We start from the raw sequence: 20416 nt of genomic DNA on the forward strand, positions 1-20416 counted from the left end.
ATGCCATCCATTACATAATCATATGAATAATTGAGGTTTTTCCTGTCTTACTTTGCTGTCTTTTAAGTAAGGCAGTCGTACCTGATGTTCCATTGACTCTAACTGCATGAGCTTCTGGAATATCAAATCAGTTTGTTGCTGACGATCTTCGGGACGGGCATGAGTGGCTATCTGTCTCAGAAAATCGAAGTATTCCTTATCAATGACGGTATTTTCCTGCCAAAGCTCACGAGCCACTTTACCGCTGGATTTTCCCTCTATTTCATCAAGCAGGAAGAAAGACGTGATACGGCTTCTTGCCTGTTCAACCACGCCACTTAAAAACTTAAGCGCATCCACGGAGCCAATATTTGATTCCATGAAAGCATCATAAATCGTCTGTGTTTTCGCAAAACCACGGACATGCGTGGTGTAATATTCACCGTAGAGTTCCGGTGACTGAATGATTTTTGGCGCGATAGAGGACATTAGGGTCGCGATACTTAAATTTGAGCCGGAAGTAAACCATGTACTGATCCCACTTCCGCCAACCAGTGCCCAGTTCTTACCGGTAAATCGTTCATATATGAAATGTTGGGTCGGGAGGCTCACTATTTCCCGACGGCAGGTGAAATGTGCTGAGTAATCTAATCCCCGTCTCTGGTAGGCTTTTGTCAGCAAGGCAATAATCTCTTCTGCTGTGCGATCTCTCACATCGTCAGGCAGCATACTGATACCAACGGAGACATAATCACCTAGCGGTATTAGCCAGGAAACGCCTTTCAGCTGATCGAACTCTTCATCTGCACTCAGCAATGATGTTGCGTGCATCCAGGGAAGCTCTTTGGAATCACAAAGTTTACTACCCGCTTTTTGATAATAATGGGTAAAAATCACCTGTCGGCGGCTGTCCAGCTCGGTATAGGAAAGCCCGATTTTGCGCCCTAATAAACGGACATGGTTGGTGCAATCCCAAACATAAGAAGGTTGAATAATCTGTCCATCGGACAGATGAAGTAATGAAACTTTGTCACTATCCTCAGAATATTCAACGTGTTCTACTAAGGCTTCAATCCAAGTACATTCAGGAGCTGCAACAGTCTCTTCATACAGCGCCTTATCAAATCCGAGCCTGTCGATATGAATAAAATGTTCAGGAATATCTTCTTCCATGAAAAGCGAAGCCAGCGATTCGAAAAAATGGAACCGTAACCCGGCAACTAATTCCCCCATAAAAAATGGCGTGAACTCTTTGGGATAGAAATATCGGGACAGATTTTTAAAACGGCGGGCAAATTCAATACTCACTACCTCTGTCATTGATTCACCCAGTTTTGGCATATCACCAATTTCCGGCTTACCGACGATGATATGCGGGATCTTCTCCTGACTAAGCTGATAGCTGATGAGCATACCTGCAATACCTCCCCCTATAATCACCGGGATGTTTTGTTCTATGCCCCGGGTCATTCCCGTCATATAGGCAAGATCATTCGTATTTTTAGAGGAGCAGGTTTTCTGACAGCTGTTTTCATTTCCTTGAGAAAGACACACCTTTCCCGCAGTTAATGTTTCTTTTGTTAATGTTTCTTCTGTTAATGTGGGTGAGGATAAGGCGGTTAGAAATCGCTTCGCTGCTGATGTCTGATAATTCATAAGATAATCAGCAAATTTCTCCAGCGTGGTGAACTCAAATAACACACCGGGATGTACCTCTTTATCCAGCACACCGGAAATTTTATCCGTAAAGATAACCAGCGATTTAGAATCAAACCCCAGATCCTGAATATGTGCCTCAGTACTAATATCACCGCTTTGCTGCAATATTTCTTTTGCGATGGTTTTCAATGAGTCCAATAAATTATTTTTTTCATTAACTTCACTCATCTTTTTACTTCCTTTTCCAATACATTGTTGTGCCGTTATCTCTTGGATAACGGCGTTAATTTGCGTGTTTCTGGTTCTAAAAATGGGTTCCCTATAGGAACCAATATCGCTGTTCGTCAAACGGGTAACCGGGAATGTCAACGTAAACTCCGTGCCCCTGCGCAAAAGCCCGCCAGTCTATACAGGCACCTGTGACCCAATCGTCCGCCAGTTGTTTCAACACGGGCAATGTGGTGGAAAATGCAACCTGCTTTTTGGGGAAGCGGCTTTTTGAAGAAACAACACCCGTCGCAACCACCCCCGCTGGCGGCGTTCCGTTTTCTCCTGTGATCATCCACTCCAGCGTTGCGATGAGTTTTTCTAAATCATTGACAATGATCGCCGTGCGGAATGGCATATCCGCACGCCCCGTCTGGGCGCTGTAAGCCAGATTTCTTAACGTCGTGGGGTTATCATGACCGACTGATTTTTCTTGATGCACATAATCCAGCCACTGACTCAGATACACCTTTAAGGTTTTCTCAGATTTCGCCGAAATAGGAATAAGAACGTGTTCTTTCCTTTGGGAGAAAACCGGCACTTCGCGCTGTTCAGGGGTTTCCAAAATGACATGCGCATTAACTCCCGTGATTCCAATCGAGTTCAATCCGGCCCGTCTTGGCTGTGTTTTGTCTGAACTGGCCTGTTGCCACAGAACCGGCTCACGCGGAAAGAACAAGAGCGTGTTCTCAATAAAAATCGAAGGATGTAATTGAGAGAAAGAAGCAATCGGTGGAATGACGCCATGCTGCATAGCAAGAATCACCTTAATCAGGGAGGCCATGCCTGAAGCGGCTTCCAGATGACCAATATTGCCTTTCACTGCGCTGATGACACAACGATGTGAATCGGTCTGATTTTCTGAGAAAACCTTTTTAAAAGCTGCAACTTCACTGACATCATTAAATTGAGTCGCAGAACCGTGGGCTTCAATATAGTCAACAGAACAAGGATCGATCCCCGCTGTCTGATAGGCTTTTTTGATATTCTCTTCCTGTTTCTCAACACTCGGTGCCATCGACGAAAAAGCACTCCGGCCATTATGAGAAATCCCGATACCCCGGATGATGGCCCGGACAGGGTCACGTTCCAGATGTGCCTGTTCCAGAGGCTTAATCATGACGGCACCCACACCTTCACCCCGGATATAGCCATCTGCCGTGTAGTCAAAAGGCGCCATTTTTCCTGACTGGCTGAGAATGCCTCCCTGATCCCGGATATAAAACTCCATAAAATCAAGGATGACTTTAACCCCCGCGACAACCGCCACGTCACAATCACCCTGTAGGATCGCCTGCCGGGCTTTTTGCAGCGCAACAAACACACTGGCGCAGGCGTTATCAACCACTTCGCTCGGGCCGGTAAAATTGAAGAAATAGGAGATCTGATTTACCATCATGCCCAGACTGAGGCCCGCCTGTAACCCGCCACAACCTTCGATGTTGTTAATCAGAGAATGATCCTTAATCAGGGATTTGTAGTCTGTGGAATCAGCGGCAACAAATAACCCAACTTTACGCTGAGTGAGGTCTTCCAAGTCATAACCCGCATGTTCAACACATCGCCAGATACACTGCATAAGCAGGCGTTGCTGCGGATCTATCTGTTTTGCCGTTTCGGCATCAATACCCCAAAATTCAGCATCAAACTGATCGATATCCGGTAAAAAACCGAATAACTGCATGCGTTTTACCGCTTCTTCTTTATCGGAAGGAGTGAGAATATGCCGTTGTTGCCATTTCTCCTGCGTGATCCCTTGAATAGAAATGTTTTTTTGGACAATATTCTGCCAGTACGCTTGTGCATTTTTTGCACCAGGAAATGTACAGTCATAGCCCACAATGGCAAAAGAAGGCGTGCTGACAGCGTCTGGTATGTCGGAAGATGACGTGTCAGAAGGCAAAATGTCGGAAGGGACTGGAATGCTCGGCTCTGGCAACAGTTGTATCAGGTGTTCTGCCACACGATTTAATGTGTTGAACTCCAGAAAACTCGCCTGTGACAGAGTGACGCCAAAACGAGAATTAATATACTCAGCCAGCTCAATGAGTCCGACAGAATCCATGCCATAATCGCCAAACTGCCGGTGAATATCGATGGCTTCGCTACGCATTCCCAGTAGTTCTGATAATTTTCCGGCTGCAATATCCGCAATGGCGGCAGCCAAGTTACCTGACTCACTTTTATCTGATTCACTCGGATTAACAGAATCCATATTCTTATCATTAAATGTGATATCCGAATCTTTGTGATCTGATACAGACAGCGGTGTAACAGGTAAAGAATCGTCAGATAATCTCAGGTAATCCTTAATCTTTTGCTCATCCCCCTTCATCACACCAAACTGAGAGAACGGTGAGCGAATCGCCATTTCCAGTATTTCCAGTGCGGTTTTTGTATCCAGCGGGACGATACCAAAGGTATCAAACATGTGTTTTGCTACTCTCGGCGTCACGTTCATGCCGCCTTCCTGCCAAAGAGGCCAGTTAATTGACAGGCTTTTTCCGCTTCTTTGCTTCTGCTGAACTAAATCTTCACGATATTCAGCAAATGTATCCAGAAAGGCGTTTGCCGCCGCATAATCTATCTGGCCGATATTTCCCAGAGAGGCAAGTGAGGAGAACATGACAAAAAATGCCAGTGGTTCGTGTTGAGTCACTTCATCCAGCAGACAAGCCGCTGATGCCTTAGTGGTGATCACATGGTCAATTTCTTCCTCTGTTTTATTGATAGTCAGAGCATCATGGATAACACCGGCACAATGAATAACGCCATGCAGAGCACCAAAACGCTGGCGGATAAGCAGCATGGTTTTTTCCAGTACAGCGTAGTTATTCACATCGCATGGCACATATTCGGCTTTTATTCCGCGTTTTCTTAGTGAGTCCAGTTGAGCTTCTTTATCAGCATCAAGAACAGAACGCCCTGATAACACAAGCTGTGCGCCTGTTTTTGTGCCGATATATTGTGCAATCTGGTATCCCAATCCTCCCAGACCACCTGTAATCCAAATCGTCCTGCATTCATGAGTAAACAACGAAGGAAGATTCGTTAAGTCTGTCGGTTCTACCGCTTTTTGACGCCAGACAAAGCGCTGGTCTTTTTCCTGATAGCACACAGCAGATGAAAGTTGATCTAAAGAAAGGAGTTCTTTTTCTGCATGCCGGATGAAAGTTTCACTGTCTGCATTATCCAGTGCCGCATCCAGAATAAGTTTCGTTTGTACCACAGGAAATTCCATGCTGAGGGTTCTGAGTGCCCCCAATAAAGCGCGGTAAGGTAATCCGTTATTTTTCCATGGTGCAAAAACCGCAATGAATGTCGGTAATCCCTGACCGGAATGGATTCGCTGCTGGCAATAATTAGTTAATCGCAAAACAAGATCAGATAAAGAGCTTGAATGCAGGCTATCAGTATGAAGGTCATTTTCTGTACGGAGATAATGTACGTTATCCACACTAGTTAACAAAGCCAGCTCTGTCAGTAAGGTTTCATTGGCATTCCCAATGACAAATAGATCAGTACGCTTGGGCTTCATTGCATACGTCGTACTCTGACTAATATCACATTGTTCCCAACCCGATGTATATAACACCGTCGAGGTCATCTCTTTCGTTGAATCTATCTCTTCCACTGCAACAGAAAAATCGGCTGCCTGAGCTTCCGGTTCAGGTATCCAGTATCTTTCCCGGGCAAAAGGATAAGTCGGTAAACTGAGGCGATTTGGCCGTACAGGAAGGGATTGATAATACCCCTGCCAATCAATGTCATGCCCCTGAGTCCAGGCGCTGGCGATTTGCTGTAACTGCTCGTATTCTTCTTCCTGCTTATCTTTTCCTGCATAAACGGGAGTCATTAGCTGTTTTGCTGATTTAGATTTTTCTACTCGTCCCATCCAGAAACGCGCTGAGGGTAAGCAGGACAGGGAGAAAACCTTTAAGCTATCAATCAGGGCAGAAAGGGAATCAACCATAAAGGTGACCCGCTCTTCCATTTCTTCCCGCCCTGTCTGTAAGGTATAGGCAAGACTATGCAGATATTCTGCTTTGGACACCTCTGAATACCATTTCGCCTGCTCTTTAAGATACTGTGATAAGTTTTGCGCCAATTCACGATGCTGGTCGTGATTTTTTGCTGATAGAGGGATAACAGCCCATTTTGGCCAGTCGGTATTATTGATGGAGTTTAAGTCGTTAGCAGGAATGTATTCCTGTACAACCAAATGAGCATTGGTTCCTCCGGCTCCGAATGATGAAATTCCTGCTGTTCTGGGATGTTCTGATTGCTCCTTTTTGTTTTGGCCTAGCTCACCCAACAGCGGTCTTTTCCAATCTGCAAGTTCACGCTGCACATAAAACGGTGAGGCGTCAAAATCAATATTGGGGTTTAATTCACGGCTATGTAAAGAAGGCACTAACTGCCGGTGCTTGATTTGCATGAGTACTTTGGCGACACCTGCAATACCCGCCGCACTTTCACAGTGCCCCATATTAGATTTTACTGAGCCTATTGCACAGAATGCGCCTTCCTGTGTGTCGTTATCCTGTAAACATTGCTGGAATGCCCGGCTGAGACCCGCTATTTCAATAGGATCTCCCAGTGAAGTCCCTGTTCCATGTGCTTCAATATAGCTAATGGCACGCGGAGACACCCCTGAAGACTGGATCGCCTGAGAAATCACCTCAGCTTGTGCGATAGGGTTAGGGACCGTGTAACCGTTGGTTTTACCACCGTGATTAACGGCGATACCCTTGATAACACCATAAATATGGTCGCCATCTGCAATAGCCTTCGTCAACGGTTTCAGTAAAACCGCTCCCACCCCTTCTGACGGAACATATCCGGTTCCTCCCTCACCAAAACTCTGGCATCGTCCTTCATCAGACAAAAATTTAGACTGACCCAGAATCAAATACTTATTAGGATGAATAGAAACATTAACGCCCCCCGCCAGCGCCATCTCAATATCCCCCTGTCTGAGTGCCTGGCAGGCAAGGTAAATAGACGTCAGTGAGGAAGAACACATGGTATCGACCGCAAGGCTTGGCCCATTGATATTAAAGAAATGCGATACCCGATTGGCTATTGAGCCGAAACTGCCCGTCACGATAGACTGCTCCAGCACGTTCCCTTTTGCCAATTCTTCTATGCTATAAAACTCATATTCTCCATACATGACCCCCACATATACGCCTGTCTTTTTCGGTAGCCGTGTCCAATCACGGGAACCTAATGTTCTGTGGCTATATCCCGCATCCTCAATTGTTTCGTAGGCGCATTGTAAAAATAACCGTTCCTGCGGACTCATCACACGCGCATCGCGGGGTGACAAGTTAAAAAACAGTGGATCAAATTCATCAACACCATCAATAAAACCGCCCCATTTGCCGTAGGTTTTGCCTCGTTTAGTTTTATCCATGTCGAAATAACGCGAATGATCCCAGCGCTCAAAAGGTATTTCGGTAATGCAATCCTGCCCTTCTCTCAGAAGCTGCCAAAAATCACGCATATTTCTTGCCTGAGGAAAACGTCCGGCCAGACCAACAATGGCGATATCATCTGACTCGGAAGTGGTATTCGCTACCTCGCCTGTCTGAGAAACAAAAAGGTTTTCTGTTTTGTCTGTTCTGCCGGGAAACGGTTGTACTGACAGGCGAGAACCTTCTGAGATTGATGATGTCTGAACGTTTTTGTTTTGTGAGTGGTTTTGTGCCCCTTCCAGTAAAACAAGGCGATGATGCTTAACAAAATAAGCCGCCAGTTCCCGGATGGTGAGATATTCAAAAAACAGGGTTTTCGGCAGGACACCGAAATCCTGTTCCAGTGCTTCCGTCATCTTGATGGATAAAATGGAATCTATTCCATATTTTTCCATGCCAGCATTTTCATCAATTTCGGCTAAAGGAAGGCTTACCGCCTTGCTCACAACCCTCTTAATCAAATCCACCGCAGTAGGTTCGAGATCGGATGATACCTGCTCCTGACTGGCCAGTGAGTTGACGTTATTTTCTGTAGTTGACGAGAAAGCAGGTTCATAATAAGGACGAATTCCCAGCATTTCTGCTCTGAAACGCTCTATTGTTCCGCCTTCCATCAGCATCAATTCACCACTGAATCTCTCATGTAGTGCCTGATATAAAGACTGAAGCGCCATATGGCGAATAAATTCCCCCTCATTTGTTCCGTTAGATTGAGGCAGGATCAATGACAGTGTTTGCTTTTGATATTGTGTTGATTCAGGACTCTGTTGACTGTGACGAACAAAGTTATTGACCGCAGCACAATAGGCAGAAAACAGAGGATGCCCAGAGCTACCTAATACACCATCCCGATAGGTCAGAACTGTAAAGAAATCAAGCGGCACCCCCTGAGTGACTTTCTCCAGCCGTGACAGTCCCTGATAACGTTCAAGTATTGAAGTTAAGGCTTGGTTCTCTGTATGCTGTGAATTTGTTGCAAAGTGTGTCCCCACACAGAAAAATACGCCCCGCAGTGCGCCAAAATTTTGCTCAATTCGGCTAACAAGTGCCGCTAATGTGACCGTATCAAGACAAATAACACTGTCGTTAATCGTTGTCGTCTTTGATGCTATTGTGATTTGGTATTGGTTCTTTTCACTTTCACTCAAAACAATGGCAATAGCTGAATCGGTATGCGTTGTAATATCTCTGGCAATCGCACGCCCCATGCTGCCATCTTCATCGACAATTAAGTAAACAGATTTTTCTTTCCACGGAGGTGTTAAATTGTCCACAGAACCACTTTCAGGCGTCCAGGCAGTCCAATGCGGAACCCAGCGTTCCTCCGATTGCCATAGAACGGTGTCATATTTTATTTGTGAGGTTTCCTCTGACAATTTCTCAATAAGCCCATCTTCATCATCACAATAAATCGTCTGGCTAAGCAGATTGGCATTGTTCTGATAGGCTGTTTTTAATAGCGCGGTCACGATGGCATATTCCGGACGGGCTTCCGGTAATACCAACTGAATAAGTATGGGTTCTGTAGGGGAATGCTGAATCAGATCATCAATTTTTTTACAGAGTGTAATAACGTTTTGTTGCCTTTTTAACGGCGATTCGTCATGAAGAATTTTGGGCAATACAATATATTCACATGTGTCGGTATCTGACCTAAACAACAGCTCAGATTGAAGACTCTCTAATTCACACAGGAACACGATGCGTTTTGTGGCAGCGCGTAATGCAGTATCAGCAGGCAACGCCTGATTTTTCCACTGAGGCTGTAATAAATACGGTGCCTCCTCTGCCGGTGGCGCAGACTGCGCACCCAATCCCCGACAACTGAATCCTTTGAACCGAATACACACCTTGCCGTTAATATCACAACAATCGACATCAACTTTCGGGAAAGGATCCGAAGCACTACTGTCTGAGCTATAACTGATCCAGGCCCAGTGTAATTGGGATTCTTCATCATGAAATTCAATTTCATCAAGGGCAAAAGGGATTAAACATTTAGGTGGAATGGGCCGATTGAGATCGCCAAAACGCATTAAAAGCCCGACGGATGAGAGAAGAGCCCCATCCATTAAACAGGGATGCAAAACAAATTGATCTCTGGTTGGCTTCAGAGATTCAGGCAGTGACAGTTTTGCCAAAACATGATCCATCCCCATATAAAGTTCTTCAATGCCCTGATAGTCAGGTGCCATGTATAAGCCCAGCGCGTAATACATGTCATAGTATTGCTTAGGAGAGTATGCGTTTTGCAGATATCTGGATTTTAGGTTGTCAATATCATAGACAGGTGCTGGTGTGAGCGCTTTTCGTGTCGCTACGCCGGTGTTATGGATCGTCTCTTCTTCTGCCCCGCTATATAGTTGATAACCTGCTTCACCATTTCCATGATTGATAAAACGAATATGTACCTGCTGAGGTTCATCAATGACACCGATAATCTGCGCCCAGACGACATTTTTCAGCGCCAGTCCGGTTTTTTCCTTCACTTCTGACGAAGAATTCGGTGTTGAGCCGAAAGAGTGATGTGACGCAACGCGGGCCAGCTCTAAATGCCCGACTCCCGGCAATACGCGGATACCGTGAATCACATGCCCCTTCAGGCAGAATTCTTCACCGGAAAATGTGGTGCTGAAGCGCTGTTCCGCAAAATCAGAAGTATTTTGGTGGACAAACGGATGGATAAATTGGCTGGCTCCTTTCTGAGAAGAGACCTCCTGTGACGATAGGCTGCGAATTTCACCTTTAGGCACCCAATAGCAAGTTTTCGCAAACGGATAGGTAGGTAAAGGAATACGCCGCCATTCCGCATCTCCCCAATACTGCATCCAGTCAATATCAACACCGGTAATCCAGCATCTCGCAACAGTTTCTAATGACGTTACCGGAAACCCATTATTTGCTGCCACGGCAAGTTCAGCGCGTTGAGCTGTTAATACTTCTTCCCGTACATTTTGGGCCAATATTCCCTGATAGATTGTTGGGTATTGTTTTTCCGGCGATTCAGTAAACGCTTCTAATACGCACCGGAGTTGTTCTGTTGACGAAACCAGAGTTGCCCAACGATGCGTAAACGCTTCTCTTCCTGTGCTAAGTGTCCAAGCAAGTTCATGCAGATTGAAATTCTCAGTAAAATCCGGCTCACTGACCGTCTTACACAGATTGACTACCTGTTGGTAAAGCTGTTCATCACTTTTTGCAGACAGACAAACCAATACCGGCTTTTCTGTTACCGTTTCCACCAGAGGACTTATTTTGGTGGCAGATGAGTTATCGGGTTCCCGCAGGACAATAGCCGCATTGACGTTGCTGAACCCATAACTGCTGAAAAATATATGCCGGGGTGTTCCTTCCTCAGATTGTGGCCAGTCAACCGTCTCTGTCAGGAACTGAATCCCCTGAGTATCGGATGGAATGCCGGCATTCAACGTCGCTTTATCCAATCCGCGAATCAAAGGGATCTGGTTATACCTGAACGCCATCAATCCCTTGATGATGGCGTAAAACCCGGAGCTGGCATGGTTATGGCCAATATTGGGTTTGACCGTACTCACATAGCAGGGTGCCGCGTTCTGCGGGCGGGCGAAAACATCCACCAAAGCATTCGCTTCAATCGCATCTCCCATTTGGGATGCAACGCCATGTGCTTCGATATAATTAATCTGCTCAGGCAAAAGGTTCGCTCTTTTTAATACGGTCTGAAACAGATTGATTTGTTGTTCTTTATTGGGCTGGGCAAATGAATTGGTTTTACCACCAGAATTATGGCCGCTGGCCTGCACGACACCATAAACATGATGGCGCTGATTTACTTCATCGCTGTTTCTTTGCAAAAGTAAAGCCGCGCATCCTTCTGAAGTTCTGTATCCTGAAGCCTTTTCAGAAAAACTGTGAATATCCTCTCCGCTGGTTTCAAACGGTGTGGCTGTTGTTTCTCCCGCTTTCCAGGGATTTAAGAACAGCGAAATTCCCCCTACGATAGCGTAGTCACAATCGCCGTCTTCCAGTGCCTGACATGCCATATCCAAAGCGACAAAAGCACTTGAACAGGTTGTATCAACAACAATAGATGGGCCATGGAAGTTGAAAAAGAAAGAAACCCGATTTGCCAGAAAACAGGGATCATTTCCTGGCACAATAAACTCCTGACTTTCCTTATGTTCATCTGGAATTCTGTCGACATAAGAATTTAAATACCAGCCATCCTGAGCAACAAATACTCCCACTTTCTTGCCTGCTAGTGTTGATGCGGCTAATCCTGCATCCTCAAGAAGTTGCCAGCAGGTTTGTAGAAACAATCTCTGCCGTGGGTCTGCAAACATAATTGCAGAACCCGAGAGAGGGAAGATATGCCTGTCAAAGCTATCAATATCTTCAAGAAACATACCGCGTATCTTTTCCTTGATCCCCCACTTAACCGGCGTTTGGCGATTATTAAGTTGATAGCGTTCTTCGTCGATCACTCCCATCAAAGAGCCGCCTTCAACTAACGTCTGCCAATAATGAGACAATGACAAACCTCCACAAAATTGTGCAGCTACGCCAATGATAGAATATTCCATCAATAACTCTCCTATTTGTATTCTGGCAAACAATAAAAAATGATTTCTTTTAAATAAAACCAGCCCATTCGCACAGAGTAAAAATATTAACCCACGTGCAAACAATAGATTTAAAAATAAAATTTACTGATATAAAAATTAATTCACCATCACCAATTAGATTAAAGATCAATGTATTAATTCATCAGTGTAATATGCTCACCTAGTATTTTCTTGGCTAATGGCCCTACCACCGGTTTTGGTCCATATTCAAAACCAAAAATAGGTTTACCTGAAATAAATTTATCAGAATATAGTTTTTCCATGCATTGTTGCCAACGCACAGGGTGCGATAATTGTTTAACTAATAAATCGATGAGTTGATCACGATTATTGCATGGATAATAATCCGCTGTTACATTCGATAATACCTGAGCCTTCAGTGAATAAATCTCAACACTTTCAAGGAAGCTTTTAAATTCTCTGGCAATGCTTTCCATTCTTTTCGAATGAAATGCACCATTAACCTGCAAAGGATGAAAAATACCTTTCGCCTTTAATACACTATTCCTAAATTGAGATAATTCAGATTGAGAGCCTGAAATAATAAATTGTGTTGGGGAATTAAAATTGGCTATCGTTAAATCAGGAAATTCAGAGTCCGCTAATAAAGATTCTACCCGCTCTAATTTAAGACCAATAACGGCAGCCATCGCTCCCTCAGAGCAAAGAGCCATACATCGACCCCGTTCTTGAACAATAGATAGCGCTGTTTCAAAACTAAAAGCACCCGCGGCAAACAAAGCACAATATTCACCCAGACTATGGCCCACAAAAATTTCAGCTTCCGTCCCATGTTTCTCCAAGCCATCTAAATAATGGAGAATATTAGTAACAAACAGAGCAGGCTGTGTGAATTCAGTTTTGTTAAGCACATTGGGTTCATTTTCGCACACCTTAACGAGTGAATACCCTAATACTTGTTGTGCGAGCCTCATGTGATATTCATATTTATCAAACAGGTTGCGCCCCATGCCTTGAAACTGGGCTCCCTGTCCGGGAAACATTACGACAGTACAGGTTTTCATTGTTCACATCCTGCTTTTTAAAATGAAATTATTATCTTTTTTTCCTCAACTTATAAGTGAGTGACATTTCAATACATATACTCAACTCATTTGTTGGTAAATCATCTTCCGGATCTAAAACAATAGCCCTATTCTTTGAATAAATTAATTCGGGAAAAAGGGTTCTGAATGTATCAACCAGAGTGGTCTGGCAATGAAAAAAGATAGCCACATGCGAATGACCGAAACGATCTAATCGAATAGTCGTTCCCGATCCTGTTTCAAGAGTCAGGTAGCTGGGTTGACCCCATTTCAGAGTCTCAGTAATTGAACCGACTCCCTCCGTTTTTGATGCGACATCAAATATTAATTCTCTTATCGTTAATAATAATTTTTGATGCTGCTCAGGATAATGTTCAAATACTGAGTGGACTTCTTGATTCTGAAATTCTTTCATTAGATTGCTACCTTGTTCGTTAATTTTTGCGTTGTGGCTATCTCACACAACACAGTCTTTAGATTAATAATAAACCTTATAATATTATGGTTTCTGAATTTTATCCCAAAGACATGTCACTTTTAGCAATCAGTTCCCAACCCATCCCATCTCTTTATAAGAGACATATTTTTTACGTAATTCACTGTCAGGTACAACAACATCATTATCAGACATTTTCTTCCCTTCCAGCGTCAGTCTTTCCATTCTCTGGGATTGAACAAATTCATAGAGCGGATTCTGATGCTGATAAGGCATTTCAATCTTCCAGCGGGAAGCGATAGCAATGGAAACTGGCGGTTGATTATTAATTGCATGCCACCACCACGGTGGATTAATTAACATATCCCCCGGCTCTAATGTAATTCTCAGTTTAGGGATTCGGTTATAAAGCGGCTGATGTTCTTCTAAATATCTTACTGGTGCATTATGTTTGACAAATGAGCCTACAAAAATACCTTTATTAAACATGGAACTATACATAGCTGCAGAATATTTTGGATGAACAAATATCCATTCTTTACGCCCATAAATATTCAGGAAGCAATTCAGCTCATTTGCACAATGGTAAACAGCACCTGTCCCCGGGCCACCTATGAAAAGCTGGGCAATTTTGTGGTATGAGGCAAAATCACCTAAGAAATGATCAATGCGGTCAATACCAATTTGTTGATGCAGAATCGGATATTTATTAAATATATCACTTAAGTTCTCAAGATAGGCTCGGCTGATATCCCCTTTTAATACCCCATTAATATAATCACGTAGCGAGGTTCCATTTTCTTCAAACAATTTTTCTGTTGTCGAATACCAAAGTTGAAAATCTCCGAAATTATCCCGGAAATACTCTGGCGTCCAAAGCTGCCCGCAAGGGAAAGATGAAGCAAACCCTTTAATGACAATAGGACGAATATCTTCCGCATAAATTTGAGCCAGTTTCTGCCAAGTCAGCTCGCCTACCTCATAAGTTTCTATTTCTGAGTAGCCAGATTCTAAAGCCGGTAATGTAAATGCCATATTTTGTTCAGCTTGTTTTAACTCGTTCTGAAACAAGTCTGGTTTTAAAAAAAAGTTTCTTAAGAAAAAGATACGTTCATATTCCAGACGTTCTTTTTCAGGTAGATCCACATAGTCATAATTTGAATATGATTTTGTCATGAGACTTTCTCCTCAAGTATGGAATGAATAAAATTAGCTGCCTTATTAACGCTCTGATACGGTAAAATATCCTTTATGGAAAGGTGAATCAGAAACTTTTCATTAATATTTGCCACTATTTTTGCTAACGTAATTGATTCCAAACCATAGCTTGAAAATAAAGCATCCGGTTCTAATTCATCGGCTGCCATATACATAGCAGTGGTCACTTCCTTACTGAGAAAATCTTTAATCTCTTCTAAGTTAACCATATCAGACTCTCTCTTCCGGAAGTTGAGATATAATTTCTTTATACAACGGAAGTATTTCATCGGCTGATTTTTCTATTCCCGCAATAACTAAAAAATTATTTGTCGATTCATATAGCGAAATTAATTTCGATACGATCTCAATATTCTGATCATCCAGAATACTAACCTGCATTTTATTTTCAGAGCACGACAAACCTAACATCATGGCTTTTGCCATCATCTCTTTTAGTGCATTTATGAATGAATCTTCTTTTTTATCCATAACTTATATTCTCCACAGTTATTTCTCGTTAGTAATATACCCTTTTGAATTATTTTATTTTTCATTCAACCCGGCATTTTCCCTCTTTGGTATAATGTAAAGCGGTGATGAGTGATCGAACGGATATTTCGGCCAGAAACTCCGTTTACTCATGGGAGAGGTGATTTTTTCATCACCGCTTTTTTTCTTTAACCACCTATGCAATGTTTCCGGCAATACGGCCAGTGTTTCATCATTCTGGCTGTTCACGGAGGTGTGTAACTCGTCCACGCTTTGGCCTGCCAAAAATGACGCCAATTTATCGAGCAGCTCCTCATAACTGCTGATTTTCACTACCAATCGCACATCTAAATGTTGACGATAAAACCGTAATGTCGATATTAACTGGGGTAGTGGTGTGATATGACGATATCGGTGAATCTGTTCTATTACTGAATTCACATACCGTTTTAACGACTCAATATTATTGGCCGACAGGCAGAACCAAAGTTCTTGTTCTTTATTTTCAACAATTCGATTTTCTGCATGAGTAGTAACAGGTTCCAACAGGACAAATGCTGAAACACCGCCTAATCCATATGAGAGTAAACCCACTAATCCTTCAGGCTGATTAAAAGGCTGACTAATATTTTTGATGCGTAACCGATGGCTATCAATATTTTCATTCAACTCATGTAATTCTGAAATACCCGGTATCTGTTGGTGTTTCATCGCCAGTATTGTCCGAACAAATCCTGCAATACCGGAACAAACCTCAAGATGCCCCACGTTCGATTTCATTGAACTGACTACACAGGATGCAAGCGCTGACTGTGATAAAAATGCTGTAATAGCATCAGCTTCACTGAGATCACCTACATAAGATGCAATACCATGCGCTTCAACATATTGCAGTCTCTCAATATCCGCATTTGCCTCTTTAAACGCACTTGTCATGACATTCATATGGGTAGAAGCGTTTGGTGCAGTGAAAGAATCTCCCTGCCCTCCGTGCCAACTTGCCGCACTTTTTACATTGGCTAAAACTTCATCGTTATCTTTCATCGCTAATTGTAAATTTTTCAGCAGAATACAGCCGACTCCTTCACTACGCACAAACCCATGTGCATTTTTATCAAAAGGCCTGACCATACCATCCACACTCAGCAAGTTTCTTTTCTGCAGTGCGGTAAAACGAGAAGGTAATAGGTTAATTTGTGTAGCGGCAACAACTGCTTGATCCACAACGCCTGAATTAATTAATGCCTTTGCTTTTTCGACAGCGGAATAAACACTCGCACAAGCAACGTTCAGTGTTTCACTTGGACCTTTGAAATCAAATAAATGGGATAATCGATTGGCCGACAAATAAGGTGTTGATGCACCAACTGAGAACTCATCAATTGATGAATCAAATTCAGCAATTAATGCGTAATCATTCGCATCAATACAAACAAAAACCGCCGTCTTTCGTTGATTAAATTGTTCCGGTGAATAACCCGCATCAGTGATTGCAGACCAGACACTTTCCACCAACATTCTATGCTGGGGATCCATCAACATGGCTTCCCGACGGGACAGGCCAAAAAATTTATAGTCGAAAGCCAAACTGTCCTTCATGAAATATCCCTGTATCTTTTCTCTTTCGATGTTTCTGGTTAATTCATCCGGTAACATCTGCCAGCGTGCTTCAGGGTAAATTTCAGGCATCAGAATTTTCTGGCTGAACAATGGCCACGCATCACGCCAATGTTCAGCACCACACAAATGCAAGTCAATGCCAATAACGCCAACATCTTTTTCATCAAAATCTATTGGTGAAGAGGCATGAAGTTCAGTTTTTTCCTGTATAAGGTCGTCTTCATTACCCGATTTTTCAGCATGTTGACTCAAATATTCTACCAAAGCATGTACGCTAGGGTTTTGCGCCAAAACTACACTGTTTATCATCATTCCCGTTATCTGACTGAGTTCCCGCGTGATTCCCTGCATCGCAATAGAATCAATTCCCATATCAGAAAAACGCATTTTTAAATCGATATTTTCTGGCTGTAACCCGGTTATTTCCGTAATTACTGACAAAATAGCGGAAACCCGCTCTTGCCTGTTTTTTAATATTGACTGACCTACAGACCGACGATTAAGCACTTCATCGATTTTCTTACCTTCTCCGGCTACAACACAGAGTTCTGCGGGCTGATGAATCAGCGCATGATTAAAAATCCGGATGCCATCATCGGTTAACAAAGGATCAGTACCGGTTGTTTCCTGTAACATGGACAAAGCTGATTTACTGATTCTCATGCCGCCATCCAACCAGTAAGGCCAGTAAATCACCGTCGTTCGCCCCGTTCGTAACCCTGCCGATTGTTTCTTATTTCGGTTATGTGCAAACGCGGTGAGGTAATGATTAGCAGCAGCATAATCCGTTTGTCCGGGGTTCCCGAATAGTGCCGTTATTGAAGAGAATACAATAAATTGTTTAACTGGAAGTGAAGCGGTAAGTTCATCCAATAATTCACACCCAATGACCTTACTTTCAACAATATTTCTGACGTGCTGTTCCGTCTTTAAAAACATACTGCGATCATCAATACTTCCTGCACTGTGTATGACAAGATCGATATTTTTATACTGAGTGATAATATGTTCAATGGCAGCGGTAAGTGCCTGACGATCACAACAGTCCGCTTGAATATACTCAATCGTGCCTTTTTCTACTGTTTTATAATCCGCAGGCAACTCGCTACTTTTTCGACGCCCCATAATTACAACATTTGCATCAAACGTATTGGCTAAATATTTAGCAAATATTTGCCCGAGACCGCCGGCTCCTCCACTAACTAATATGGTCGGCTTAAAACCCAATAATGATTCACTATGTTGTACTGATTCTGCCGGAAATACACTGACGTGATAGTGTAAATTTTCTAATAAGAGTATCTGTGAACCCTTTTCATCATAATTCAAACGTCGACAGAAAGATCCCGATACCGGCATTTGAATCAGTGTTAAGTATTGTTTTATATCTTGTGAAAGAGCGGCATTGTGGAATTGATACCAGCCACAAGGCAAACCGAATTCCTTTTCAAGTGATAGTGCATGTGCATAAAGTGTATTTGCCCAGATATTTTCTCGGTTAGAAAATAATATCCATGAACTAGGTTTCACTAATTCTATAGCTCTGAGCAGTTGACCCAGAAAATGTAAATACCAGTTAATCCAATCACTCCCTGATGCATCATTTTGTAATTTGGGCAGTTCAAAATATCGCTCAGGTGAAACATGTTTTCTCAATACTGAAGATTGGTTTTCATCCAGCATAGAAAAAATAATAGGAGCTCTATTTTTCTCATGATTTAACTCATCATAAGAGGATGTAACAGAAGAAAATAAGGGTTCTATCTGGTACAGCTTAATAGCGTTATTCTGTTTTTCATTCCTGATGATTTTATTTTCAACTGTTTCATCTTGTTTCGTTTCAAACTCATCAGGAAAATATGTATTGTGCTGAAAAGGATAAGGTGGGACATAAGTAATACGATCATAATCTGCCGAAAATAAATCTCTCAGGTTATCTTTTTCTCCATTCAGCCAGGCAGTCACTTTTTCGCATTCCGAATATTCACCGACAGAGAGTGTTGCTGCCGATAATCCATTGGAAAAAGAGATTATTTTTTCCAATAGCTCTTGTCGGGTGCGATAGATAAAAGCGACACGATGCGGCAGATTTGTTCTTCGAGCCAGGGTGTAGGCGCAATCACTTACCGAAACAGTGGGGGTGTTTTGAAGAAACGTCGAAATCAACAAAGCATAGGCTCTTAGTGCCTTATCTGAGGCTGCTGAAAATGCAAACACACGTGTAGTCGGCTCAGGCTTAAAAGCCCTCTGCTCCTGATATTCAGAAACAATTGCATGTGCATTAACACCACCAAATCCAAAACTACTGACACCAAAACGCCGAACTTCTCCTTCTGCTGGCTTCCAGTCACATTCTTCAGTAAGAATACGGAAGGGACTTTCCTCCAAAATTATTTTGGGATTGAGTTCAGTAAAATTCAGCATCGGTAACAGGCGTTTTTTCTGAATAGAAAGCAGGCCCTTAATCAAACCGACCATGCCCGAGGCCGACTCGAGGTGTCCAACATTTGTCTTAGAACCCGATAATGCACAATATGCGGTGCCTAATGTTTCTCCACATTCTTTGGCATGAGCTCGGAATGCACGTTTTAATCCGTTTACCTCGATAGGATCACCTTTTGGGGTTCCCGTACCATGAGATTCAATATAGGAAATTGAATTGGCAGAAATATTGGCTTTCTGAAGCGCTTTTTTTATTACATTTGCCTGAGCATAAGCATTCGGGGAAGTAATTGTCGCAACGTTTCCACCATGATTGACAGCCACGGCATCAATTACCCCATAAATCCGATCATTATCTGCTAATGCCTTTTTAAGCGGTTTTATCAGGATCATGCCAGCTCCTTCTCCGCGCACATAACCATCAGCTTGCTTATCAAACGTTTTACAACTTCCGGTTCTGGACAACATTCCAGCCTGAGAAAAAGCAACAAAGTAAGTATGGCTAAACAGGTAACTCACTCCCCCGACAAACGCAGCTTCACAATCACCCGCATGGATAGATTGCATAGCGTAAGAAAGTGCCACCAAAGAACTTGAGCATGCAGTGTCAATAGGAACACTGGGGCCTTTTAGATCTAAATAGAAGGAGATTCTATTGGGAATTAGCGTAGTATAAGTTCCAGTTGAAAGATGCCCTTGAATATTCGTTATGGATTTTTCTAGGCGTTCTTTGTAATCAAAATTACATACCCCCAGAAAAACACCAATATCAGCTGATTTAACATCAGAAACGCCATAACCCGCATCTTCTAAGCATTCAACTGCTAACTCCAAAGAGATGCGCTGCTGAGGATCCATTAACTCCGCTTCACGAGGTGTGATATTAAAATATGGTGCATCAAAACGGTCAAAATTTTCTACCAAACCAGCCCAACGACTTATAGATTTATTTTTTTCAAAATATGGTGAGTAATGTTGACTAACAGCCCATCTAAACTCAGGTATTTCAGCAATCGCTGATTTTTTTTCTTGATATAATTTCCAAAATGCCTCTTGGTTATAACATCCTGGGAAACGGCAAGATATTCCCACAATAGCAATTTTGTCTCTGTCATGCATGCGCGTATCCCTCTCTCTTTGACTTTTTCTCTCTAAAATATAAAAAACTAGATATCTATAGGAGACTATAAATAC

General features: G+C 42.8%; 8 protein-coding genes. All 8 read right to left on the reverse strand.

Annotation, left to right across the window (positions count from 1 at the left end):
• Positions 1 to 18: 18 nt before the first annotated feature.
• The 8 genes from AACX68_RS08295 to AACX68_RS08330 all read right to left on the reverse strand — a co-directional run bounded on the left by AACX68_RS08295 (position 19) and on the right by AACX68_RS08330 (position 20341).
• Positions 19 to 1866 carry a phosphopantetheine-binding protein gene (locus tag AACX68_RS08295; protein ID WP_228858820.1) on the reverse strand — a complete coding sequence of 616 codons (1848 nt, stop codon included), beginning with the start codon at positions 1864 to 1866 and terminating at the stop codon, positions 19 to 21.
• A 91-nt stretch (positions 1867 to 1957) separates the two neighbouring features.
• Positions 1958 to 11947 carry an SDR family NAD(P)-dependent oxidoreductase gene (locus AACX68_RS08300; protein WP_228858821.1) on the reverse strand — a complete coding sequence of 3330 codons (9990 nt, stop codon included), beginning with the start codon at positions 11945 to 11947 and terminating at the stop codon, positions 1958 to 1960.
• 176 nt (positions 11948 to 12123) lie between these two features.
• A complete protein-coding gene (locus AACX68_RS08305; protein ID WP_228858822.1) occupies positions 12124 to 13014 on the reverse strand; it encodes an ACP S-malonyltransferase in 891 nt (296 codons plus the stop codon).
• Between the two features lie 31 nt (positions 13015 to 13045).
• Positions 13046 to 13450, reverse strand: coding sequence for a DUF1801 domain-containing protein (locus AACX68_RS08310; protein ID WP_228858823.1), 405 nt, complete (start codon positions 13448 to 13450; stop codon positions 13046 to 13048).
• Between the two features lie 129 nt (positions 13451 to 13579).
• Entirely contained in the window at positions 13580 to 14647 is a 1068-nt protein-coding gene (locus AACX68_RS08315; protein ID WP_228858824.1) for a cupin-like domain-containing protein, read from the reverse strand.
• Positions 14644 to 14898, reverse strand: coding sequence for an acyl carrier protein (locus tag AACX68_RS08320; protein WP_228858825.1), 255 nt, complete (start codon positions 14896 to 14898; stop codon positions 14644 to 14646). The genes AACX68_RS08315 and AACX68_RS08320 overlap by 4 nt, the downstream gene beginning before the upstream one ends.
• A gap of 1 nt (position 14899) precedes the next feature.
• Positions 14900 to 15160: a hypothetical protein gene (locus AACX68_RS08325; protein WP_228858826.1), complete on the reverse strand. Its 261-nt coding sequence runs from the start codon at positions 15158 to 15160 to the stop codon at positions 14900 to 14902.
• Positions 15161 to 15214: 54 nt separating this feature from the next.
• Positions 15215 to 20341 (reverse strand): SDR family NAD(P)-dependent oxidoreductase, encoded by a 5127-nt coding sequence (locus AACX68_RS08330; RefSeq protein ID WP_228858827.1) that lies wholly within the window; start codon positions 20339 to 20341, stop codon positions 15215 to 15217.
• Positions 20342 to 20416: the final 75 nt, after the last annotated feature.

This window comes from Xenorhabdus sp. PB61.4 (assembly GCF_963894935.1).
GTDB classification, from domain to species: domain Bacteria; phylum Pseudomonadota; class Gammaproteobacteria; order Enterobacterales; family Enterobacteriaceae; genus Xenorhabdus; species Xenorhabdus stockiae.